Here is a 21,507-nt window from a genome sequence, read left to right on the forward strand (position 1 = left end):
TCAGGCGCGTGCTTGTCCCCGTGACCAGCCTCCCGCGCGCCAGCCTCGCCCGCGTCCTGGAGGAACTCGGCTCCACCCTGCTGGACGTTGTCTGCGGCGACGTCCAGCAGGCCGGCGACGTCGGTGGCGTCGTCATCTACGACCCGCTCGACGAGCCCGAGCTGCCGAGCCGCGCGCTGGTGTTCGGCGTCGGCATGCACGACCCGGCCGACCTCGCCCGGGTGGTGACCCAGCTCGGCCGGCACGACGCCGTCGGCCTCGTGGTCCGCGCGCCGGTTGTGCCCGACGACGCTCTTGTCGCGGCGGCGCGCGAGGCGGGGGTGACGGTCCTGTCCTTCGCGCGCGGCGCGTCATGGACGTACCTGGCGGGGATGCTCCGGTCGCTGACCGCCGAGGGCGGCGGGCTGGACGACGCGGACGCGCACACGGCCGGCCGGATCAGGTCCGGCGACCTGTTCGGGGTCGCCAACGCCATCGCCGCGCTGCTCGACGCGCCCGTCACCATCGAGGACCGCAACTCGCGGCTGCTGGCCTTCTCCAGCCGGCAGGAGGAGGCCGACCACTCGCGTGTCCAGACGATCCTGGGCCGCCAGGTCCCGGAGCACTACACACGCATCCTGGAGGAGCGTGGGGTGTTCCAGTCGATCTACCGCAGCGACCGGCCGGTCTACGTGGCGCCCCTGCCCGAGCCGGTGGACCCGTCGCTGCCGCCGGAGCTGTCCCGGGCGGTGATCGCGGTGCGGGCCGGCGACGAGATCCTCGGCACGATCTGGGTGGTCGTCCCCGAACCGTTGGACGAGGAGCGCAGCGAGGCGCTGTACGAGGCGTCCAAGCTGGTCGCGATGCACATGGTGTGGCAGCGTGCGGACGCCGACATGGAGCGGCGGCTGCGGGCCGAGCTGCTGAGCACCGCCCTGGAGAGCGGGCCGGGGTCGCTGGAAGCGGTCCGCCGCCTCGGACTGAAGGACGAGCCCTCGGTCGTCCTCGCGCTGACCGTCGTCGGCTCGGCGGCCGAGCACTCGCTGCCCGCCCAGCTGGCCACCGAGCGCAAGCGGCTGGCCGACGCTTTCGCCATGCACCTGTCGGCGGCGCACCCGCGAGCCGCCGCGGCCCTCATCGGCGACGTCGCCTTCGGCGTGCTGCCCCTGCCGCAGAACCGGGAGCAGGACCGCGAGGACGCCGAGGAGCGCGCGGTGTGGATCGCCACCGAGTTCCTGGCCCGCATCGGCTCGCGGCTGCGCCCGCTGATCGGGGTCGGGCCGATGGCCGCTGACAGCTCAGCGCTCGCCCGGTCGCGGTCGGGGGCCGAGCGCGCCCTGCGCGTGCTGCGCTCGGGGATCGGCGGGCCACAGGTGGCACGCCTGGACGCCGTGCACGTCGAGGCACTGCTGATCGAGCTCGCCGACCTCGTCCCGCGCGGCGACATCCCCAGCGGGGCCGTCGCACGCATCGTCGCCTACGACAGGGAGCACCAGACCAGCCTGTTCGAGACGCTCCGGGCCTGGCTCGACGCCTTCGGCGACGTCGCGGTGGCCTCGACCGCGATGCACGTGCACCCCAACACCTTCCGCTACCGGCTGCGCCGCGCCGCCGAGGTCGGCCGGCTCGACCTCGGCGACCCGGGCGCGCGGCTGTCGGCCATGTTGCAGCTGCGCCTGATGTCGATCAGGTCAGCCCCGGACGGCTGACGCCCGGCAGGCCGAGCGTGCTGATCAGGAAGGCCAGCCACTCGGCGTCCTGTGCGACAGCGACGTCGTGGGCGGTCGCCGCGCCGTGGCCGGCGTCCTCGAAGACGTGCAGCAGGATCGGCGCCTTCCCCCGCTGCGCGGCCTGCAGGCGCGCGGCGAACTTGCGCGCGTGCCAGGGCCGGCACCGTGGGTCGGTCGCCCCTGCCTGCAGGTAGACCGCCGGGAAGACGCCGGGCTCGACCAGCTGGTACGGCGAGAGCCCGAGGAGTCGCCGCACCTCGGCGGGGTCGTCCGGGTCCGCCCACGCCTTGCGGATGACGAAGTCGAGGTAGGGGTCGCGGGTGCCGCCGATGAGGTCGAGCAGCGGGGCCCTCGGCAGGACCGCACGCCACAGCTCGGGCCGCCGGGTGACGGCGATCCCGCACATGAGGCCGCCGTCGGAGCCGCCGGTCAGCGCCAGCCGGTCGGGGGTGGTCAGGCCGGTGGCGAGGAGGTGCTCGGCGACCGCGACGAGGTCGGCGTCGCGGACGTGTTTGCGCTCCCGGTGCGCGGCCAGGTACCAGTCGCGGCCGAACTCGCCGCCGCCGCGCAGGTACGCCTGGACCAGCACGCCTCCGGCGGCGACGAAGGCGGCCAGGTCGGGCTGGTACTGCGGCAGGAGCGGCACGTTGGCCGCGCCGTACGCGGAGATCAGCACCGGCGCCGGCGCACCGCCGGCGCCGCGCACCACGTGGTACGGCACGGCGACGCCGTCCGGCGCGAGTGCCTCGCCTTCCTCCAGCACGGCGTCGAGGATGACCGCGGGGGGCATCAGCGTCTCGGTTTCCGTCTCGCCGGGCCGGTGCCGGTAGACGCCCCACGAGCTGGTGAGGCTGGAGAAGGCGAAGACGAAGTCGGCCGCGGGCATGCCGGTGGCCAGGGCGGTCAGCGGGAAGAAGGGCGCGGCGAGCGCGCCCCGGCCTGGGAGGGGGACCTCGCCGGTGACGTCTCCCGAGTGGTCGAGGATCCGTACGCCGGCGAAGGTCCGGTCGAACTCGCTGAGGTAGAGGTGCTCGCCGACCGGGGTGAGGGAGCGCAGCACCGTGTCCCCCTCCGGGACGAGCTCGGTCCACCCGGCCGGGTCGCCGGGGTCGACCGCGTCCAGCGGGATGGCGACCACCCTGCCGCGCGGGGCGTCGACGTCGGTCACCGCGATGTAGCGGTCGCCCACGACGTGCCCGGCGATCGTGCCCGTGCACCCGGTGATGAAAGGCCGCCAGGCCGTATCGGGGTCGGACAGGTCGCGCACCGCGACCGGGACGGGGCTGCCCACCCGGTGGGCGGCGACGGCCCAGCGGCTGCCGGTCGACATCTGGACGAGCGTGTACTCGCGGGAGCCCTCGCCGACCGGGATCGGCTCCGGTTCGGTCCCGCGGCCGAGCCGGTGGAGGAAGACCGCCTGCTGGAACTCCTCCGGCGCGCCGGTGAGCGCGAAGAAGTAGAAGCCCGTGCTGTCCGGCAGCCACGAGACGCCGCCCGCCCACGCGCTGTGCAGGATCTGCTCGGGCGCGCCGTCGAGCTGCCGCCCGGAGGCGACGTCGACGAGCCGGATGGTGTTGTGCTCGCTGCCGTCGGTGCACAGGCCGAGCGCCAGGACGCGGCCGTCGGGCGCGGGCGCCAGCCAGGACACGACCGGCGGGTGTTCGCCCTCGCCGGATCGGGCCAGGTCGACGACCGTCCGCCCGTCTCCGAAGGGCTTGTCGGCGACGACCACCGCGGGCGCCGAGCCCCCGGGCGCGGCCACGACGCGGAACCAGCGGCCGGAGGCGTACTTCGGCAGCGCCGGGCGGGAGCCGGTGTAGTAGGCGCGGATCAGGTCGCGGACGGCCTCCGGATCCTGGCCGGCGTAGACGGCGGCGGTGGCGAGCTCGGCCTGCTGCCGCTGCCACTGCCGCACCTCCTCGGTTTCCTTCTCCAGCCAGCGGTAGGGGTCGGACACGCGCACGCCGGCGACGTCCTCGAAGTCCTCGACGGTGCGGGCGGGCGGGTATGAAGCGGTCACGGTGACTCCGGTTCTTCTGGGGGCTGGGCTTCGGCCTCGAGCTCCGCGCGGAGCCGCTCGAACGCGCCGGGGACCCGGGTCACCCGGCGGACGTGGATGAGCGCGTCGTAGGCGGCCGGGAAGTCGTCGACGGGGTCGAGGCCGCCGGCGGCCAGCGTGCCGTCCACCCCATCGAACAGCTCGGCCGGCTCGTGGCGCAGGTCGACAGCGGCCACGGGCGGGCCGAGGCGCTCCAGCCGCGACTCGATGGCGTTCGGCGGCAGGGTGCGCTCGTGGAGGGAGACGTCGCAGTCGAACGGGCGCGGCGAGCGCTGCGTGAAGCGCACCTCGGGGCCGGAGCCGTACGTCATCCCGATGACGACGGGATCCTCGCCGAGCAGGCCGCCGAGCATCGGCCGACCGTGCAGCGGCGTACGCCGGACATGCGCGTTGTGCGCGCTCACGACGACCCGCTCCTCGCGCTCCAGGACCCAGCGCACGGTGTCGGCCATGAACACCTCGCGCGGGTACGGCCCGGTCTCCGGCACGTCCAGCTCGGCGAGGAAGGCCCCGATCGAGGCCCCGCACCGGTGCACGACCCCGTCGTCGTGCGCCGCCGTACGCTCCACCAGGTCGCGGAGGCCGTCGAGCAGTCGGGCCCGCTCGGCGGCCGGCATGGCCTGGTAACGGATCGCCGCCTCGGTCCGGCCGCCCAGGTCGCTGAGGCGACGGAGCTCCTCGTCGCCGGGGAGCTCCGGCAGCCGGTCGAGGCAAGCGCGCACGGCCGGTCCGGGCGAGGTGGAGGAGCCGGGCAGGTCCATGCCGTAGAAGCTGACCTTCGTCGGGTTCGCCGCGTTCCACTCGCGCATCCAGGTCAGCTGCCGCCGCATCGGCTCGCACTCGCCGAACCGGTAGGTGATCCCGTCGCGGGCGACCGTCTCGACCTCGCCGGGCCCGCCGTGGATCCACGCGTCGACGGCCAGCCCCTCGGCGAAGCCCGACTCCATCACGAAGGCGGTGAACCCGTGCTCCTCGACAAGCAGGCGGAACAGCTCGTCCTTGAGCTCGTAGAACTCCGTGATGTTGTGCGCGCCCTCGCCGAGGGCCACCACCCTGGCGCCACCGGCCAGGTCTCGCACTAGCCGTGGAAATACCATAGTTCCGGCGTGTACAGGAAGCTGATCAGGGCGTTGAACGACGACTGCGGGCCCGACAGGGTGTTCTTCCACACCACCAGCGTGTGCGGGGTCGGGAGGAAGAGCACCGGCAGGTCCTGGGCGAGGCTGGTCGCCTCGGCCGACAGCGCCTTCTCGTCCGCCCCGAAGGTGGCGGCGGCGATCAGCTTGTCCACCTCGGCGTTCTTGTAGCTGCCCAGATTGAAGCTGCCCTCGGTGTTGAACACCGTGTTGCTGCTCGGGTAGCCGGCCGCCAGGTAGAGGGGGCCGTAGTCCTGCATCGCCCACTCGTTCTTGGTGGCGGGGGCAAAGGTGTTGCCGTAGTTGGCGTACATGTAGTTGAGCGACTTGGTCACGATCTTGACAGCGATGCCGAGCTTCTTGGCCGCTGAGGCGAAGGCGACGTCACGCGCGCCGACGAAGGCCGGGGAGCTGGCGGAGGCCAGGGTGAAGCTGATCGTCTGCCCCTGTGGGATGTCCGCGCCGCACTGGCCGGGCCCGGTACCGGGACGCTCGCAGGTGGTGGAGCCGTTCGGCGCCACCTTCCAGCCGTTGTCGGTGAGCAGCTTCTCGGCGGCGGCCGGGTCGTAGGGGTAGGGCGGCTGGTCGCCGAAGGCGGGCGGGTAGGGAGATCCGGTGCCCACGGTGCTGTAGTTCGGCGAGGCGGCGCCGTTGTAGATGCCGCGGCTGGCGATGTAGCCCTGCTGGTCGACCAGCCGCTGCAGGGCCTGTCGGACGTACGGCTGCCTGATCACCTTGTCGAAGTTGTTGACGGTGTTCGCGAAGTTGATGACGAGCGAGTCGAACCGGGCCGGTGCGGGCGCGCCGTACACGTTGTAGCCCTTGGCCTTCAGCTCGCCGATCTGGGCGGCGAAGCTGGAGTCCAGCGTGCCGACGGTCAGGGTGCCGGCCTTGAACTGGTTGAGCACGGCGGCGGCGGAGGTGAAGGCCTTGAAGTCGACCTGGTCGAGCCGCGACTCTCCCGGCCCGCTATAGGACTCGTTGCGCGCCAGGGAGAACGAGCCGGTCGTCGGGTCGAAGCTCTTGAGCCGGTAGGGGCCGTTGACGACCTGCCAGAGCGGGTTGCCGGCGAAGGTGGCCTGCGACTCCGACTCCTTGGTGAGGTACTTGTAGATCGCCTTGGCGTTCTTCGGCTGCTTGTAGTCGAGGTGCGGGCCGCCGGTGGCGGCGATGTTCCACTCGGTGGAGGGCAGCACGTACAGCAGCGTCAGCATGGACAGCAGGTACGACGGGTTGTACGCCGTCTCCAGCTTGAGGGTGAGCGTGTCGGGCGCGGCGGCCTCGGCGCTCACGCCGTCGGGGAACTGACCGGGGGTGTAGAAGCTCCAGTTGGCCGGGCTCTCCGCGAGCGCGGCCTTGAGCAGTGCCAGGGAGAAGACGACGTCATCGGCCGTGACCGGCTTGCCGTTGGACCACTTGTAGTCCTTCATCTTGATGGTCACGGTCTTGCGGTCGGGGCTGTAGACGGGCGGCTCGGCCAGGCTCAGCTTGGCGTCGGCGACCTGGTCGCCCTCGCCGCTGGGCCGGTAGAGGGAGCGCCACAGCTGGCCGCGGGCGATGACGGTGCCGTTGGCGGCTGCCGGCGGGTAGGGGTAGATGTAGTTGGGGCTGAGCCCGGGCGTCAGCGCGACCGTGGCGGTCCCGCCCTCTTTGGGGGTGCCGGCCTGCGTGGGCTTGGCGGTGTAGCTGCCGGCGATGTCCTTCGTCGTGCCCCCGCCGCCGCTGCACGCTGTGGCCAGCACGGCGACGGCTGCGACGAGTGTCGCGGAGAGGCGGCCTCGGTGCTTCATTGATGGCTCCCTGAAGAAATGTGCGGAGTGCGTTGACGATGCACCGGCGGTGCGGACAACTCCGCGCGCCCGCCTCCGTCCTGGTGGACAGGTCATCAGTCGGCCCGCCGCCCGACCGCGTCGCGGAGCGTGTCGGCGAGCAGGTTGAGCGCCAGCACGGTGAGGATGATGCAGCCTCCGACCGGGTAGACCAGCCACCAGTAGTCGGCGGAGATGTAGGTGACGCCGCTGGCCAGCTGGCTCCCCCAGTCGGCGGTGGGGTAGGTCAGGCCGAAGCCCAGGAAGCCCAGAGCCGCGACGACCAGGACGGCGTCGGCGACCTGGAAGGTGATGTTGACGATGATGACGCCGAGCGCGTTCGGGATCAGGTGGGTGAGAATGGTCCGCCGGCGGGAGGCGCCCATCAGCTTGGCGGCCAGCACGAACTCCCTGACCCGCAGGGTCAGCACCTCGCCGCGCACCAGCCGGGCGGAGACGAGCCAGGAGAACCCGCCGATGACGAGGCTCAGCGTCAGCGCGTCGGCGTGGAAGCGGGCTGACAGGATCAGCACGAAGAACAGGAATGGGATCGACAACATGACGTCGACCAGCCGCATCATGAACCCGTCGACCACGCCCCCGGCCAGCCCAGCCACGGCCCCGTAGAGGGTGCCGATCGTGGTGGCGAAAAGCGCGGCCAGCAGCCCGATCTGCAGCGACACCTGGCCGCCGGACATCAGTCGGCCGAGCACGTCGAAGCCGTTGGTGTCGGTCCCGAGCGGGTAGCCCGGGCCGGGCGGCAGGGCCGCGTTGACTAGGTCCACGTCGGTCTGGTTGGTCTGGTAGAACAGCGGCCCGAGGAAGCAGAACCCGGCGATGAGCAGCAGGAGCAGCCCGCCGGCCAGGCCGAGCGGATGCCGGCGCAGCCCGCGCAGGACCGACCGGATCGAGCCCGGATTTCTCTCCGCCATCGTCTCGGCCTCGGGGGATGGTGCGGCGGTCACGTCTGGTGCGGTCATGTGCTCAGCTCGATTCGGCGGTCGGCGGCCGCCACCACGACGTCGGCGATGAAGTTGCCGGCCACGGTCAGCACGCCGCCGATGAGGGTGTAGGCCAGGAGCACCGGGTAGTCCTCGCGCTGCAGGCTGTTGAGGAACAGCAGGCCCAGGCCGGGATAGTTGAAGAGCGACTCGACGATCAGGTTGCCCGCCAGCAGCGTGGGAACGAGCGTGCCGACCAGCATGACCAGCGGCAGGCAGGCGTTGCGCAGCAGGTGGCGGGTGAGGATCAGCCGCTCCGGCAGGCCCTTGGCGCGCGCGACCCGGACGTAGTCCTGGCCGAGCTGGTCGAGGGTGGCGGAACGCTGGTACTGCGCGAAGATCGCGACGCTGGTGACGGCGAGCGTGATGACCGGCAGCGCCATCGCCCGCGGATCGGTGAAGACCACCCACGGCGAGTGCGACTGCGACGCCTCCGCCGGGAAGATCGGGATCGTCTGGCTGAAGAGGGCGATCAGCAGCAGCCCGAGGAGGAACGACGGCGTCGCGTAGAGCACGTACGACACCGCGGTGGCGATCCGGTCGACGGCGCTGTTGCGCCGGACCGCCTGCAGAATGCCGAGTGGGACCGCGATCAGCAGCGCCAGCACCAGCCCGGCCAGCGACACCATCGCGCTGCGGCCGGCGTTCAGCGCCAGCAGCGTGCCCACGTTCTCGTTCAGCTGGTACGACCGGCCCAGGTCGCCCTGGAGCAGCTGACCGAGGTAGCTGATGTACTGCACGACGACCGGGCGGTCGAAGCCGTGCTCCCGGTTGAAGTCCGCCACGGCCTCCGGCGAGGCGCGCTGCCCGAGGACGACGCGTCCCGGGGTGTCCGACACCAGGTGCAGCATGAGGAAGACGACCGCGGAGATCCCGAGCAGGACGAGGAGCGAGACCGCCAGGCGGCGGAGCACGTACCAGGTCATGAGCGTGACTCCTCTCGGCGCAGTGGGTGGTGGCAGGCGACGTGGTGGTTGCCGGTGACCGGCGTCAAGGGGGGCTCCTTCTGGGCGCACAACTCGGTCGCCAGGGCGCACCGGGTGCGGAACCGGCAGCCGCTGGGCGGGTTGATGGGGCTTGGCAGCTCACCGCGCACCCTCGCGGCCGCCGGGGCGCGCGGCGCCTCGGGGTCGGCGTCCGGGATCGCCGCCAGCAGCCCCGCGGTGTAGGGGTGCGCGGCTGAGCCGTACACCTCCTCGGTGGTGCCCGTCTCGACCAGCTTGCCCAGGTACATGACGCCGACGCGGTCGGCCAGGTACCGCACCACCGCGAGGTCGTGCGAAATCACCACGCTGCTGAGCCCGCGTTCGAGTTGGATGCGGCGCATCAGGTTGAGGACCTGCGAGCGGATGGAGACGTCCAGGGCACTGACCGGCTCGTCGGCGACCAGCACCTTCGGGTCCAGGGCGAGCGCGCGAGCCAGGCCCACCCGCTGCCGCTGCCCGCCGGACAGCTCGTAGGGGTAGCGCTCCAGCACGCTCGCCGGCAGGCCCACGTCCCGCAGGAGCTCGCGTGCGCGGGCGGTGCGCTGGGCGCGGGTGCCGACCCCCTGGATGGCCAGGGGTTCGCGCAGGATCGTGCCGATGCGCATGCGGGGGTCGAGGGAGGCGTTGGAGTCCTGGAACATCATCTGCAGCTGGGTACGGCGGGGCCCCAGCGCGCGGGCGCTCATCCGGGTGACCGGCTCGCCGTCGAAGATCACCTCGCCGGAGGTGGGGCGGTCGAGAGCCACGAGCATGCGGCCCAGGGAGGACTTGCCGCAGCCCGACTCGCCGACGAGCCCGAAGGTCTCCCCTGCCGCCACCTCGAAGCTCACGCCCGAGACCGCCTTCACGGTGCGGCGGCCGCCGAACAGGCCCGCGCTGCCCGCCGGGTGCTCGCGCCGGAGGTCGACCACGCTCAGGCGCGGCTCCGGGACGGTCGGCTCCGTGACGGCCGGCTCCGTGACGACCAGCCGCGCGCGGCCCCTGGCGGCCCGGCCGTCGGCGGGGTGCCAGCAGCTGTAGACGTGGCCGTCGGCCTCGGTTGCGGGCGGCGGGGGCTCCTGGCGGCACCGGTCGGTCGCGGCGGCGCAGCGCGGCGCGAACGGGCAGCCCGCCTGGACCACGGTCAGGTCCGGCGGCACCCCGGGGATGCTGAAGAGCTCCTCGCGGCGGTCCTGCGTGAGCGACGGGATCGAGGAGAGCAGCGCCTGGGTGTAGCGGTGCCGCGTCCGGGTGAACAACACGGGCGTCGGCCCGGTCTCGGCCACGCGCCCGGCGTACATCACCCCGACGCGGTCGGCATGCCGGGCGATCACTCCCATGTCGTGGGAGACCAGGATCATCGACATACCCAGCCGGGACCTGAGGTCGTCGAGGAGGTCGAGGATCTCCGCCTGGATGGTGACGTCGAGCGCGGTGGTCGGCTCGTCGGCGATGACGAGCCGCGGCTCGCAGATCAGCGCCATCGCGATCATCACGCGCTGCCGCATGCCGCCGGAGAGCTGGTGCGGGAAATCGTCCAGCCGCTCGGCCGGCCGCGGCAGCCCCACGAGGGCCAGCATCTCCTCGGCGCGTGCGCGCGCCTCCCGCTTCGAGGCGCCGCGGTGCAGCCGCACCGGCTCCGCGACCTGCTCGCCGATGCGCTTGGTGGGGTTCAGCGCGGTCATCGAGTCCTGGAAGACCATCCCCACCTCGTTGCCCCTGATCGCGCGGTACTGCGCGGCAGGCAGCCCGACGAGCTCCCTGCCGTCCAAGTCGATCGAGCCGGCGGTGACCCGACCGCCGGCCGGAAGCATGCCCATGATCGCCAGACCGGTCATCGACTTGCCGGACCCGGTCTCGCCGACGATCCCCAGGGTCTCGCCTCGGTCGAGCGCCAGGCTGACGCCGGAGACCGGGCGGACGATCCGATCGCCCCGCCGGATCTCGACCGACAGGTCACGGATCGTCAGCACGCGGCCGCCATCCACGTTCTTGGAACCATCGGCCGTGCTCAAGGCAGTGCTCAAGGCAGTGCTCTCCCAATCCATTCGACGATAGTGGGACCCGATCCGCCTGGTGGTGTTCGTCGCCTCGGTAGAACCTCGAGGCCGCGTTCGTCCACCGGGACGAACTGATCGCGCGAGCCGTCGCGGCGGAGCGGGAACCGTGAACCGCTAGGCGTTCAGGACGGCACGCGTCGGTCGGCCCGGCCGGTGTGCAGGTAGAGGGCGCGCCCCTGCCCGTCGTCTCCGAGGAAGGCGAGCGGCGCGCGGACGCCCCGTTCGGATTCGGTCGGGAGCACCGAGTCGCCGCGCCAGGCGACCAGTTCGGTGCGGTACGGCGCCTCGTCCAGGTCAGCGGTGACGCCGAGGGGGACGCGGTCCAGCCACAGCCGCCCTTCGGCGTCCTGGCTCACCGTGGTCCGCGAGGTGCTCGACAGGTAGGTGCCGGCGTAGCGGGCGGCGTCCAGCGGAGGCGCGGCCGGGTCCGGCCGGGGCGTCTCGCCCTGGTCGACCTCGGCGAGTTCGCCGAGCACGCGCCCGGCGAGCTCGCGGAAGACCGGCTTCGCGGAGCCGCCGTTGGTGAGGATCACCAGCCCCACGTCGCGCTCCGGGACCACTCGCAGGAACGCCGACTGGCCGATGGTGTTGCCGTCGTGGCCGAAGACCGCCCGGTCGGGGCGGTGGAAGAGCTCCCAGCCGAGCCCCCAGCCGGTGCCCTGGTCGAGGTCCGGCTGAGTGACCTGCGGCTGCCGCATAGCCCGGACGCTCTCCTGGCTGAGCACGGCGCGGCCGTCCGGCCCCAGGCCGCCGGCCAGGTGCATGCGGGCGAAGGCCAGCAGGTCGCGGGCGCGCATCGCCAGCATCGAGCCGGCCGGCGCGTTCGATCGGGCCAGAGCCCAGACGCGGGTGGGTTCGATCGGGCCTCCGGGCTCCTGCTCGATGTGCCCAACCGCAGTGCGGTGGAGGATCGCGTCGTACGGGTCGTTCGCGGCGTGCGTCAGGCCCAGGGGCTCGAACAGGTGCGCCCGCATGCAGTCGTCGAACGGCTTGCCCCGGACGACCTCGACGATCCGCCCCAAAACGCAGAAGCCGGCGTTGTTGTAGGAGAACATCTCTCCGGGCTCGAACAGCTGCGGCACCTCGCGCAAGAGGTCGACGTACTTCTCGAGGCAGTCGTCGCCCTTGCCGGTGTCGGTGAAGATGTCGCCTTCAAAGCCGGCGACGTGGCACATCAGCTGCCGTACGGTGATCTGTACGGCAGCGTGGTCGTCGGCGAGCCGGAACTTGGGGAGGTAGGTCCGCACGGGAGCGTCGAGGTCCAGCTTGCCCTCGTCGACCAGCTGCATGGCCAGCGTCGCGGTCAGCGTCTTCGTGATCGAGCCGATCTGGAAGAGCGAGTCGGCCGTGGCCTCGACGCCCGTGACGGTGTTGAGCAGCCCAGCCGCGGCCTCGACCATCCCGTCGCCGGCGCAGACCGCCACCGCCGCCCCTGGTACCTGGTTTTCCATGAGCAGATCCGGCAGCCGGTGCCGCAGCCAAGCAGCGATCTCATCCAGTTTCGACACCGGTATCCCCTTCTGGCTCCGTTTCCGGGGGAGCTTAGGGGCGACGGACACGGTGGTGTTCGTCAGGTTCCACCACTAGCGGCCCGTCCGTTCGTGGGCTCGGCCAAGCGTCTTCTAGCTCGCCATCGAGATGAGCGGCCGTCCACCGACCGGTGGACAAGAGGTTCAACCGGTCGAGGCTGTCGGGACCGAGGGTCCGCTGACCAGCATTTACGGCATGACGAAACTTCCTCTGAGGGTGGCTCGATGGAGTGCCGGGCATCCGTGGCGTGCGATCGTCGGATGGTTCCTGTTCGTGGCGGTGTGCCTCGGCATCGGCATGGCGGTCGGCGGCAACGCCGCAAAGTCCGAGGACTTCCGTATCGGAGAGGCGGGGCGGGCGGAGGCGTTGGCGGCCGAGGGCGGACTGCCACAGCGGGCCGTGGAACGAGTGCTGATCTCCGCCAGGCCCGGCACCGGCCGGCTGGACGAACACGCGGCCGACGCCGCTGCCCTGGACGTCGTCCGGCGGATGAAGGAGCTGCCCGAGGTGCACTCGGTCTCGGCGCCGGTCTCCTCGACCGACGGCACGGCGGTACGGGTCGACGTGGCGATGAACGGCCCGGAACTCGACGCCGAGCAACACCTCGACCCGCTCCGCGTGCAGACCGAACAGGTGCAGGCCGCCCACCCCGATCTCCGGATCGAGGAGACCGGTAGCCCGTCCATCGGCAAGGCTGTCGACGAGCTGCGCGACGAGGACCTGTCGAAGACCGAAATGATCGCGCTGCCGATCACCCTGATCACGATGCTGGTGGTCTTTGCCTCGATCGCGATGGCCCTGGTGCCGCTGCTGCTGGCGATCTCCTCGATCGTGGCGTCCGTCGGCCTGTCGATGCTGGCCTCGCACGTCTTCCCCGACACCGGCATCAGCACCAACATCATCCTGCTGATCGGCATGGCGGTCGGCGTCGACTACACCCTGTTCTACCTGAAGCGGGAGCGCGAGGAACGGGCCCGTTCGGGCGGGCGGCTGAGCCCGCAGGCGGTGGTGGAGCTGGCGGCGGCCACCTCGGGACGGGCCGTGGTGGTTTCAGGGTTCGCGGTCATCGTCTCCAGCGCGACGCTGTACCTGGCCGACGACGTCATCTTCGCCTCCATCGCCACCGCCGCGATCGTCGTCACCCTGGTCGCCGTGGTCAGCTCGATGACCGTCCTGCCCGCACTGCTGGCCAAGCTCGGCGCCCGGGCGGAGCGCCGCCTCGAGCGCAAGCGGGCCCGGCACGGCGCCGCCGTACAGGCTCGGCAGCCAAAGCGCGGCGCGGGACCGATCACGTCCGCTCTGCTGCGCACCACGAGCAGGCGCCCCTCCGCCACGTTGGCGGCAGGCGTCATCGCGATGCTCGCCCTGGCTGCGCCGCTCCTCAACCTCAACCTGACCGACATGGGCCCCGAGACGTATCCGCGCTCCATCCCCGCCATGCAGACCTTCGACCGGCTCAACCAGGCGTTCCCCGAGCTGAAGTCCATGAATCAGGTCGTCGTCCGCGCCGACGCCGGTCGCGAGGGTGAGGTGACCGCCGCACTCCGCGATCTCGCCCAGCGTGCCAAGGCCGACCAGAACATGGCCGGTACGGCGAGCCTCCGCACGTCGCCGGACGGCCGGGTCAGCGTGCTGGAGCTGGCGGTGCCCCACTATGTGAGCGACAAGGCGGCCCAGCAGTCCCTCAAGGACATCCGCGAGGAGTACCTGCCGGTCACCGTAGGCAAGTTGGCCGGGGTCGAGGCCGCGGTGACCGGGGACGTGGCCCGCTTCGCGGACTATCCCGAGCACCAGAAGCAGAAGCTGCCCCTCATCATCGGGGCCCTGCTGCTCGCGACCTTCGCGATGACGGTCTGGGCGTTCCGCTCGGTGGTCCTCGGCTTGGTCGGCGTGCTGCTCAACCTGCTGTCGGCCGGCGCCTCGCTCGGCTTGCTTGTGCTGGTCTTCCAGGGGAAATGGGCCGAGGGGCTGCTCGCCTTCGACTCCACCGGCTCGATCGGCTCCCGGGTCCCGCTGCTGCTGTTCGTGATCCTCTTTGGCTTGTCGATGGACTACCAGGTATTCGTGATCAGCCGGATCAGGGAGGCGGCACTGCGCGGGGTGCCCACGCGGCAGGCCGTACTGGACGGTATCGGCAGCTCGGCCGGTGTGGTGACCAGCGCGGCCTTCGTGATGGTGACGGTCTTCGCCAGCTTCGTCCCTCTGCACATCATGGAGATGAAGCAGATGGGCTTCAGCCTGGCGGCGGCCGTGCTGCTGGACGCGTTCGTCATCCGCGTGGTGATCCTGCCCTCGCTCATGCTGCTGCTCGGGAACGCCAACTGGTGGCCGTCCCGCGGCATGCGCCGGGCGCAGATCGCCCAGCCCCTTGAGAGTCCGCTGGAAAAAGTAGGCTGACCAGCATGATTCCGGCGCCGCACCTCAACGACCGGTACCAGGTGCGGAGACTCCACCTCTGGTACTCCGCCCTCTGGCTGATCTTCGGCCTGGTCCCCCCGGCCATCGCGGTGCTGGTAGACGACCACTCGGCCGCGACGAGGTCCTGGTCGTTGGCGCTGCTGACCGCGCTCGGTCTTTGCTATGCGATCCTCAGGCTCTTCCCCCGCAACCCCGTCCTGCGCCCGCAGATCTTCCTCGTCCTGCTCGCGCTCGGTTTGGGCGGCCAGTCGTACCTGCTGCAGGGGGGTGCCGCGATGTTCATCATCTCCCTGCCCCAGTTCTGGATCTTCGCCGGCGGGCCGCGGCGCGCGATCGCGCTGAGCGGCGCCGCCGCGGCGGTCACCGTCGCCGGCGGGACCATCAGCGACGGCTTCTTCCGCGGCAACGTCGTCTTCACCTTCATTGGGTACGCCGCGGGCGTCCTGCTGGGCCTTCTGATGCACTGGTACATCCGGCAGAGCGAGGAGCGTGCCCGCCGCCTGAGCACGGAGCTGGAGGAGACCCAGCGGCAGCTGGCCGAGGCCCACCGCCGCGAGGGTGCCGCGCAAGAGCGCGAACGGCTCGCGCGGGAGATCCACGACACTCTCGCGCAGGGCTTCGCCTCCATCATCGTGCTGGCCGAGGCCGCCCGCGCCGGCCTCGGCGCGAGCTACGGGAAGAGCTCGCAGCAGTTGCTCTCGATCGAGCGCACTGCCCGCGAGAACCTCGCGGAGGCGCGGGTCCTGGTCGGCTCGGCCCCGCAGGTCGTGCAGGGCTCGGTCGCGCAGACCCTGCGCCGGACGCTCGACCGGTTCGCTGAGGACACCGGGCTGACCGTCAGCGCGGAACTGCCCGACATCCAGTGCGATCAGCAGGCCAGGATCGCGCTACTGCGCTGCACCCAGGAGTCGCTGGCCAACGTCCGCAAGCATGCCGCCGCCACGACCGTGGGCCTCGTCCTCGCCCGGGAACCGTACGGCATCGAGCTGGAGATCACCGACGACGGGTGTGGCTTCGTGGTCGGCGAGTCCCGGGGCTTCGGCCTCGACGGAATGCGCAAGCGTCTGGCCGAGCTCGGCGGCGAGCTCACCATCACCAGCTCTCTCGGCGACGGCACCCGCGTCCTCGCCATGATCCCCACGAACGATCAGGTGTGACATGACCACAGACCCGCTCCGCGTGATCCTCGCCGACGACCACGCGGTGATGCGCGCCGGCGTCGCCGCGCTGCTGGCCGCCGAGCCCACCATCACCATCGTCGGCGAGGCGGGCGACGGCCGGGAGGCCGTCGAGTTGGCCGAACGCCTCGAACCCGACGTGGCCCTCCTCGACCTGCGGATGCCCGTCCTGGACGGCGTCGCCGCGACCAGCCAGATCGTCACCGGACCGGCCGCGACCCGCGTACTGATCCTGACCACCTACGACACCGACAGCGAGATCGAGCGCGCAGTCGAGGCCGGGGCCATCGGCTACCTGCTCAAGGACACCACCCGCACACAGCTCGTCGACGCCATCCACGCCGCGGCCCGTGGCGAGACCGTCCTGGCCGCCCGGGTCGCGGAGAAGCTCGTCGCCCGCATGCGCCGCCCGGCACCGGTGAACCTGACCTCACGCGAGATCGACGTCCTGAACGCGGTCGCCGACGGCCTGTCCAACGCCGACATCGGCAAACGGCTGGTCATCGCGGAGGCCACCGTGAAGACCCACCTACTACGGGTCTTCGCCAAACTCGACGTCAGCGACCGCACCCACGCCGTCGTCGTAGCCCTCGAACGAGGCCTCCTCCCTCGCCCCGACTGAGAACACCTTGCCGATCGAGGGCGACTCCGTCGCTGAATTCAGGTGATGTCGGACTGCTCGGTGCGCGTGGCCTTGTAGCCGAGGTAGAGGGCGGCCAGCGCCTCGCAGGCCATCATGACCTGCCGGGTGACCACCAGCCGGGCCTTGACGGGGTTGTTGGCCGGCACGAGTTCCTCGAAGGACAGGGCACTGTTGAGTGACCACAGGCAGTTCTCGATGAACTTGAAGGAGATGAGGATGGTCCAGTCGGTCGGGTCGGTGTCCTTGGGTGCCCCCTCCTGGGACTCCAGGTTGATGGAGTAGCAGACGCACATCAGCATGGCCAGGCCGTAGCCGCTCTCCAGCATCGGCAGGCCCTCCTCGGCGAGCGGGTCGAGGTTGCCGTTGAACTCGCCGACCAGCAGGGCGCCGTCGCGTACGACGGGGATGATCTGGCTGACGACCACGATCATGTCGAGGAACTCGCGGTCGTTGTTGATGCCGCGTTCGTTGACCACCAGTGATAGCCGAGCATGCTCTTGAGGATGTAGTTGATGTAGTCCTGCGGGATCGCGAGGATCCAGTTGACGCCCTGCATGGTGGTCGCGCTGCGGTCGTACGGCGAGGCGGGCGGGGCGGCGGAGCCCAGGAGCGGGGGCGCCGGGGTGGCAGACGTCTCCCCCTTGCCTGACTTATCACGCTCCAGCTTGTGTGGCTTGTGGCCCTTCTCGGGCCTTTCGGGCTTTTCGGGGTGGTGTGGGTGCTTGTCGTGCGAGGGCATGGGGATGTCCTCCCTGTGGCCGGAGACCTGGGCTGTGGTGCTCTGGCGTGCGGGCGGCTAGGGCGCACGACGTGTGGCGCTTCCCCCGGAGGCCCCGAGCATAGGTCGCCGGTGCGCGGCGGTTTAGGGCCAAGGCCGGGATCGGCCACGGCCCCGTCGATGACACGCCCACCTACCCGCTGGAGTTTCCGGACGGCCCGGCTCCGGCCTTCTGCGACCTGGGGCGACCTCGCGCTGATCCAGGAGCACGCCACCCACCAGCTCGTCATGCCGACCTTGGGCCGCATGTCCAGCAACGCGTTCGCCGCCATCACCGGGGCCTGTGGGTGCCAAGAACTCGGCCGCCCTGTGCGACCTGCGCGTACTCGTGGATCAGCCCGCCGAGCCGGTCACTTCGCGGGAGGATGCAGACTGAACGGGGTCAGTCCCGTGGGCGGGCGGCGATGAGGCGGCGGACGAGCTCGGCCAGTTGCTCGCGCTCGGGCTCGGTGAGGGTTGCGAACCATTCGCGCTCGCGCCGATTCTGCTCCTCGAAGGCCGCGCTGACCGCCTGCCTGCCTTGGTCGGTGAGCGCGACCATGACGCTGCGGCGGTCATCCGGCACGCCACGGCGCTCGACCAGCCCATCCCGCTGGAGGGTGTTGACGGCGTTGGACACCGCCGAGCGGGTCATGGCGGACATCTCGGCGAGGTCGCTCACCCGGGTCGGCCCGAGCAGCCAGAGCTTGAACATCAGCCGGAACCCGGGAAGCGTCCAGCCCTTGGGCCGGTGGATGTGCGACTCCAGGTCGGCCACGAGCACGTACGACAGGTGCAGCAGGTTGTAGGCGAGCCCGAAGACCGACGCGTCGACGTCGGCGGGCAGCTTGGCCACGTGATCGCGCGCGTAGCGCTCGTACCAGACGTCCAGCCGTTCCACCTGGGAATCCTCTCACCTCTTGTCGCCCTCAGATAGATGTGCGCACAATAGTTTTGGCCAAACCAATCTACGGGAGTTGTCATGCGGATCCTCATCGTCGGCGGCGGTATCGGCGGCCTTGCGGCGGCCCTGAGCCTGCACGCCGCCGGGTTCACCGAGATCACCGTGACCGAGTCGGTCGAGGAGATCCGGCCGCTCGGGGTCGGCATCAACCTGCTCCCGCACGCCGTACGGGAACTGACCGAGCTAGGTCTCGGCGAGCAGCTTGAGGAGACAGGGCGGGCCACGGCGGAGCTGACCTACTTCGACCGGCACGGCGGCCTGATCTGGAGCGAGCCGCGCGGGCTGGCGGCCGGATACCACTGGCCCCAGTTCTCGATCCACCGGGGCGAGCTGCAGATGTTGCTGCTGCGCGAGGTCGAGGCGCGGGGCGTGCCGGTGCTCACCGGGCGCAGGCTCACCAGGTTCGACGAGGCGGAGGCGGAGTTCGCGGACGGCTCGACGCTCGGGTTCGACCTGCTCGTCGGGGCGGACGGCATCCGCTCGACCGTCCGGGCCTGGCTCTATCCTGACGAGGGACCGCCGCCGTGGAACGGCCTGGTGCTGTGGCGGGGCACGACGAACGCGCAGCCGTTCCTGTCCGGACGGTCGATGATCATGGCCGGTGACGGAGAGCGGAAGTTCGTCGCCTATCCCATCAAGGACGGCTTGATCAACTGGATCGCCGAGCGGCCCGTCGTCGGCGAGGCGGCCGACCGGGGCGACTGGAACCGGCGGGTGCCCGCGCAGGAGATCCTGCCGCACTTCGAGCAGTGGCGGTTCGACTGGCTGGACGTGCCCGGCCTGATCGCGGGCGCGGAGGCGATCTACGAGTATCCGATGGTGGACCGTGACCCGTTGCCGCGATGGACGTACGGGCGGGTGACGTTGCTCGGTGACGCCGCGCACGCGATGTATCCCATCGGGTCGAACGGCGCGTCCCAGGCGATCCTCGACGCCCGCGCCCTCGCCTTCCACCTGGCGCGGTCCAGCGATGTGGGACATGCGTTGCCCGCCTACGAGCAGGATCGGCGCGAGCCCACCACCGCGCTCTGCCTGGCCAACCGCCAGATGGGCCCGGAGATCGTCATGAAGCTCGTCCACGAACGAGCCCCCGACGGCTTCACCGACATCGAACAGGTCCTCCCGCGAGCCGAACGGGAGGCCATCGCCGCCTCCTACAAGCGGCTCGCCGGGTTCCACCCCGACCTGCTCAACCAGCGCCCCTCCTACACGCCATGACGACCTACGAGCCGCTGCGACCGGGCCTGGAGCCGCTGGCCCGGTTCCGGGTGGAGCTGGCCGCGGTCAAGGAGCTCGGCCAGACGCCGTGGGGCCGACGGCGGGTCATCGACGTCCTCGGGGGATCGTTCGAGGGGCCCAGACTGGCCGGAGAGGTACTGCCGGGCGGAGCGGACTGGCAGGTCGTGCACGCCGACGGCAGCGCCAGCATCGACACCCGCTACACGCTGCGCACCCACGACGGCGCTCTGATCTACATACAGACCCAGGGGCTGCGCCACGGGCCGCCCGATGTGCTGGCCGCGCTCGGCCGCGGCGAAGCCGTCGACCCGGCCACCTACTATTTCCGGCTCGCGGTCAGGTTCGAGACGGCCGCGCCCGGCTATCTGTGGCTCAACAACACCCTCGCCGTCGCCTCCGGCATGCGCGCGGCGACGGCCGTGTGCTACGACGCCTACGCACTGTCCTAGCGGTAATGTCCCGGGTGGGGACGCATCGGCGAACCCGCGAAACCCACGACGCTGCGCCACGTGCGAGAACAGGTCATCAAACCGGGCCGCGTACTCCTCCAAACGGCCCCGGAACGGGCGGACACAACTTCCCCTCCCCCGCAGGCGTTGGCGGCGTCGGTCCCTGCTGACCCTTCACGAGTGGAGCGAGCGCATGGTCGGCCTGCCCCGCGTCGCCGCCGAAGCCAGGTCCCGTTTGGCCGGGCGAGGAAGGATATCGAGGCGACCAAAGTCCCCTGTCGGAGAAGAGCCTTCGCGAAGGCTCTGGTGACAGGTTCGTTGGTTGAGGCTGGGTCTCGGCAGCTGAAATGATCACGATGGCCGCTGCAACCCCTCAGCTTCGCAGGAGCACCCATGTTCAAGCGCCGCAGTCTGACCTTGTCCGCAGCCCTCGCCGCGTTGTTGGTGTGCGTCGCCGTTCCTGGTGCGGCGGCGGAGGAGATGGATGATCCGACCAATCCCGGGCCGGTGTTCAGGACGGTTACCGACAAGAGCGGCATGCTGTCGTTACAGACCAATGGGCGTCCGGACGGGCGGGACATGGTCTTCCGGATTTCGGGAGCCGTTTACGCCAACATCGAGGGCAACGCTTACGACCCGCGGTTGCGCCATGGCCAGAAACTGTTCAACATCGAGGGCTACAACATCCGACGGCTGTACCGGGTCCCCGGCACCACGCAGCTCTACCAGCTCTCCCGCGAGATCGTCTTCTACACCGACCCGGCCGACCCCACGAAGATCCTGCGGGAGTGGAAGAACCCGATCGACCTCAAGACGTACCCGGTCGTCCCCATCAACAACGATGCGGTGAACTTCGGTCCGTTCAACGTCACCTCCTCCTACGTCGGCCCGCCGCTGCGGGAGATGTACGACGAGACCGAGTGGACCAGCGACATCCCGGTTCGCACGGACCTCAAGCTCGCGTTGGGCGACCCGTTCGGGCTGGTGAACGGCGTCTATGCGGCCCAGGAGATGTTCGACTTCTACGTCGACGACCGCGAGGTCGCGGCCCGCACGATTGCGGGCACCGTACCCAGGGGTGCGATGAAGACCAAGATCAGCTGGGCCAGGACGAGCCCGTGGGCACCGTTCATGTGCCTGCCGGAGACCGATGTCCGCGGGCAGCTCACCTACCACGCCCGCAGCTGGTCGCTCCAGTCCTACCGCGACCTCGAGCCGTGGCTGCGTGCGGAGGTCGAGGCCGCCTACCCGCTCTTCACGGCCGCACCCACCGCGCCCGCTCCGAGCGAGAACTCCTGGTCCTCCTTCTACAACAAGCAGCTGGGCAAGGGCGCGACCACGTGGGCTGACTGGTGCACCGCCAACGGCAAGGCCTGATGGCCTGACTCCGAGGCGTTGGGCCAGCGGTTCGGCACCAGAGACCACCAGGTGATGCAACGCCAGCACCACTCCGCCGGGCCGATCCGGGTGCGGGCGGTGGCGGGCGCGGTGCGGGCGCGGTGCGGGCGGCTGGGCCGGTCGTGCAGACCTGCTTGGCCGTAACAGTCAACCGGGCGTTACGGTGGGATGCGAAGCCTCCGCGCGGTGCTGA

General features: G+C 70.7%; 17 protein-coding genes. 7 read left to right on the forward strand and 10 right to left on the reverse strand.

Annotated features, from left to right (window positions below):
- Nucleotides 1-8: 8 nt before the first annotated feature.
- A complete protein-coding gene (locus ACIBHX_RS48735; protein WP_397075395.1) occupies nt 9-1,688 on the forward strand; it encodes a PucR family transcriptional regulator in 1,680 nt (559 codons plus the stop codon).
- Here the strand turns inward: ACIBHX_RS48735 and ACIBHX_RS48740 are convergent.
- The 7 genes from ACIBHX_RS48740 to ACIBHX_RS48770 all read right to left on the reverse strand — a co-directional run bounded on the left by ACIBHX_RS48740 (nt 1,666) and on the right by ACIBHX_RS48770 (nt 12,246).
- The gene (locus tag ACIBHX_RS48740; RefSeq protein WP_397075396.1) at nt 1,666-3,729 is read right to left on the reverse strand and encodes a prolyl oligopeptidase family serine peptidase; all 2,064 of its coding nucleotides are present in this window, start codon (nt 3,727-3,729) and stop codon (nt 1,666-1,668) included. The genes ACIBHX_RS48735 and ACIBHX_RS48740 overlap by 23 nt on opposite strands.
- A complete protein-coding gene (locus ACIBHX_RS48745) occupies nt 3,726-4,847 on the reverse strand; it encodes an erythromycin esterase family protein (RefSeq protein WP_397075398.1) in 1,122 nt (373 codons plus the stop codon). Before ACIBHX_RS48745 ends, ACIBHX_RS48740 begins: the two co-directional genes overlap by 4 nt.
- Nucleotides 4,847-6,694: an ABC transporter substrate-binding protein gene (locus ACIBHX_RS48750; protein ID WP_397075400.1), complete on the reverse strand. Its 1,848-nt coding sequence runs from the start codon at nt 6,692-6,694 to the stop codon at nt 4,847-4,849. Before ACIBHX_RS48750 ends, ACIBHX_RS48745 begins: the two co-directional genes overlap by 1 nt.
- A gap of 95 nt (nt 6,695-6,789) precedes the next feature.
- The gene (locus tag ACIBHX_RS48755) at nt 6,790-7,692 is read right to left on the reverse strand and encodes an ABC transporter permease (protein ID WP_397075401.1); all 903 of its coding nucleotides are present in this window, start codon (nt 7,690-7,692) and stop codon (nt 6,790-6,792) included.
- On the reverse strand, nt 7,689-8,639 hold the full coding sequence (locus tag ACIBHX_RS48760) for an ABC transporter permease (RefSeq protein WP_397075403.1): 951 nt from the start codon (nt 8,637-8,639) through the stop codon (nt 7,689-7,691). Before ACIBHX_RS48760 ends, ACIBHX_RS48755 begins: the two co-directional genes overlap by 4 nt.
- Nucleotides 8,636-10,705: a dipeptide ABC transporter ATP-binding protein gene (locus tag ACIBHX_RS48765; RefSeq protein WP_397075404.1), complete on the reverse strand. Its 2,070-nt coding sequence runs from the start codon at nt 10,703-10,705 to the stop codon at nt 8,636-8,638. The genes ACIBHX_RS48760 and ACIBHX_RS48765 overlap by 4 nt, the downstream gene beginning before the upstream one ends.
- Nucleotides 10,706-10,860: 155 nt before the next feature.
- Nucleotides 10,861-12,246 carry a serine hydrolase domain-containing protein gene (locus ACIBHX_RS48770; RefSeq protein WP_397075405.1) on the reverse strand — a complete coding sequence of 462 codons (1,386 nt, stop codon included), beginning with the start codon at nt 12,244-12,246 and terminating at the stop codon, nt 10,861-10,863.
- 217 nt (nt 12,247-12,463) lie between these two features.
- Between ACIBHX_RS48770 and ACIBHX_RS48775 the strand changes: the two genes are divergently transcribed.
- The 3 genes from ACIBHX_RS48775 to ACIBHX_RS48785 are packed head-to-tail and all read left to right on the forward strand — an operon-like array spanning nt 12,464 to nt 16,486.
- Complete coding sequence (locus ACIBHX_RS48775; protein ID WP_397075407.1) at nt 12,464-14,665, forward strand: MMPL family transporter; 2,202 nt, start codon at nt 12,464-12,466, stop codon at nt 14,663-14,665.
- Nucleotides 14,666-14,670: 5 nt separating this feature from the next.
- A complete protein-coding gene (locus ACIBHX_RS48780) occupies nt 14,671-15,843 on the forward strand; it encodes a sensor histidine kinase (RefSeq protein ID WP_397075409.1) in 1,173 nt (390 codons plus the stop codon).
- A 1-nt stretch (nt 15,844) separates the two neighbouring features.
- Nucleotides 15,845-16,486, forward strand: coding sequence for a response regulator (locus ACIBHX_RS48785; protein ID WP_397075411.1), 642 nt, complete (start codon nt 15,845-15,847; stop codon nt 16,484-16,486).
- A gap of 38 nt (nt 16,487-16,524) precedes the next feature.
- Here the strand turns inward: ACIBHX_RS48785 and ACIBHX_RS48790 are convergent, their stop codons facing one another.
- The 3 genes from ACIBHX_RS48790 to ACIBHX_RS48800 all read right to left on the reverse strand — a co-directional run bounded on the left by ACIBHX_RS48790 (nt 16,525) and on the right by ACIBHX_RS48800 (nt 18,165).
- A complete protein-coding gene (locus ACIBHX_RS48790; RefSeq protein WP_397075412.1) occupies nt 16,525-16,983 on the reverse strand; it encodes a hypothetical protein in 459 nt (152 codons plus the stop codon).
- Nucleotides 16,935-17,246, reverse strand: coding sequence for a hypothetical protein (locus tag ACIBHX_RS48795; protein WP_397075414.1), 312 nt, complete (start codon nt 17,244-17,246; stop codon nt 16,935-16,937). The genes ACIBHX_RS48790 and ACIBHX_RS48795 overlap by 49 nt, the downstream gene beginning before the upstream one ends.
- Nucleotides 17,247-17,667: 421 nt before the next feature.
- Nucleotides 17,668-18,165: a MarR family winged helix-turn-helix transcriptional regulator gene (locus tag ACIBHX_RS48800; RefSeq protein WP_397075415.1), complete on the reverse strand. Its 498-nt coding sequence runs from the start codon at nt 18,163-18,165 to the stop codon at nt 17,668-17,670.
- Nucleotides 18,166-18,246: 81 nt separating this feature from the next.
- Between ACIBHX_RS48800 and ACIBHX_RS48805 the strand changes: the two genes are divergently transcribed.
- The 3 genes from ACIBHX_RS48805 (at nt 18,247) to ACIBHX_RS48815 (ending at nt 21,293) form a co-directional block, all read left to right on the forward strand.
- Complete coding sequence (locus ACIBHX_RS48805) at nt 18,247-19,446, forward strand: flavin-dependent oxidoreductase (RefSeq protein WP_397075417.1); 1,200 nt, start codon at nt 18,247-18,249, stop codon at nt 19,444-19,446.
- On the forward strand, nt 19,443-19,916 hold the full coding sequence (locus tag ACIBHX_RS48810) for a DUF3237 domain-containing protein (protein ID WP_397075418.1): 474 nt from the start codon (nt 19,443-19,445) through the stop codon (nt 19,914-19,916). The genes ACIBHX_RS48805 and ACIBHX_RS48810 overlap by 4 nt, the downstream gene beginning before the upstream one ends.
- A gap of 393 nt (nt 19,917-20,309) precedes the next feature.
- Nucleotides 20,310-21,293 carry a DUF1838 family protein gene (locus ACIBHX_RS48815; protein WP_397075420.1) on the forward strand — a complete coding sequence of 328 codons (984 nt, stop codon included), beginning with the start codon at nt 20,310-20,312 and terminating at the stop codon, nt 21,291-21,293.
- Nucleotides 21,294-21,507: the final 214 nt, after the last annotated feature.

Source organism: Nonomuraea sp. NPDC050536 (genome assembly GCF_044457685.1).
Taxonomy (GTDB): domain Bacteria; phylum Actinomycetota; class Actinomycetes; order Streptosporangiales; family Streptosporangiaceae; genus Nonomuraea.

What these genes read in the sequence shown, in the direction of transcription:
- ACIBHX_RS48760 (WP_397075403.1), bottom strand. Translation starts at nt 8,639, where the DNA reads ATGACCTGGTACGTGCTCCGCCGCCTGGCGGTCTCGCTCCTCGTCCTG.
- ACIBHX_RS48810 (WP_397075418.1), top strand. Translation starts at nt 19,443, where the DNA reads ATGACGACCTACGAGCCGCTGCGACCGGGCCTGGAGCCGCTGGCCCGG.
- ACIBHX_RS48780 (WP_397075409.1), top strand. Translation starts at nt 14,671, where the DNA reads ATGATTCCGGCGCCGCACCTCAACGACCGGTACCAGGTGCGGAGACTC.
- ACIBHX_RS48750 (WP_397075400.1), bottom strand. Translation starts at nt 6,694, where the DNA reads ATGAAGCACCGAGGCCGCCTCTCCGCGACACTCGTCGCAGCCGTCGCC.
- ACIBHX_RS48785 (WP_397075411.1), top strand. Translation starts at nt 15,845, where the DNA reads ATGACCACAGACCCGCTCCGCGTGATCCTCGCCGACGACCACGCGGTG.
- ACIBHX_RS48815 (WP_397075420.1), top strand. Translation starts at nt 20,310, where the DNA reads ATGTTCAAGCGCCGCAGTCTGACCTTGTCCGCAGCCCTCGCCGCGTTG.
- ACIBHX_RS48795 (WP_397075414.1), bottom strand. Translation starts at nt 17,246, where the DNA reads ATGCCCTCGCACGACAAGCACCCACACCACCCCGAAAAGCCCGAAAGG.
- ACIBHX_RS48775 (WP_397075407.1), top strand. Translation starts at nt 12,464, where the DNA reads ATGACGAAACTTCCTCTGAGGGTGGCTCGATGGAGTGCCGGGCATCCG.
- ACIBHX_RS48755 (WP_397075401.1), bottom strand. Translation starts at nt 7,692, where the DNA reads ATGACCGCACCAGACGTGACCGCCGCACCATCCCCCGAGGCCGAGACG.
- ACIBHX_RS48805 (WP_397075417.1), top strand. Translation starts at nt 18,247, where the DNA reads ATGCGGATCCTCATCGTCGGCGGCGGTATCGGCGGCCTTGCGGCGGCC.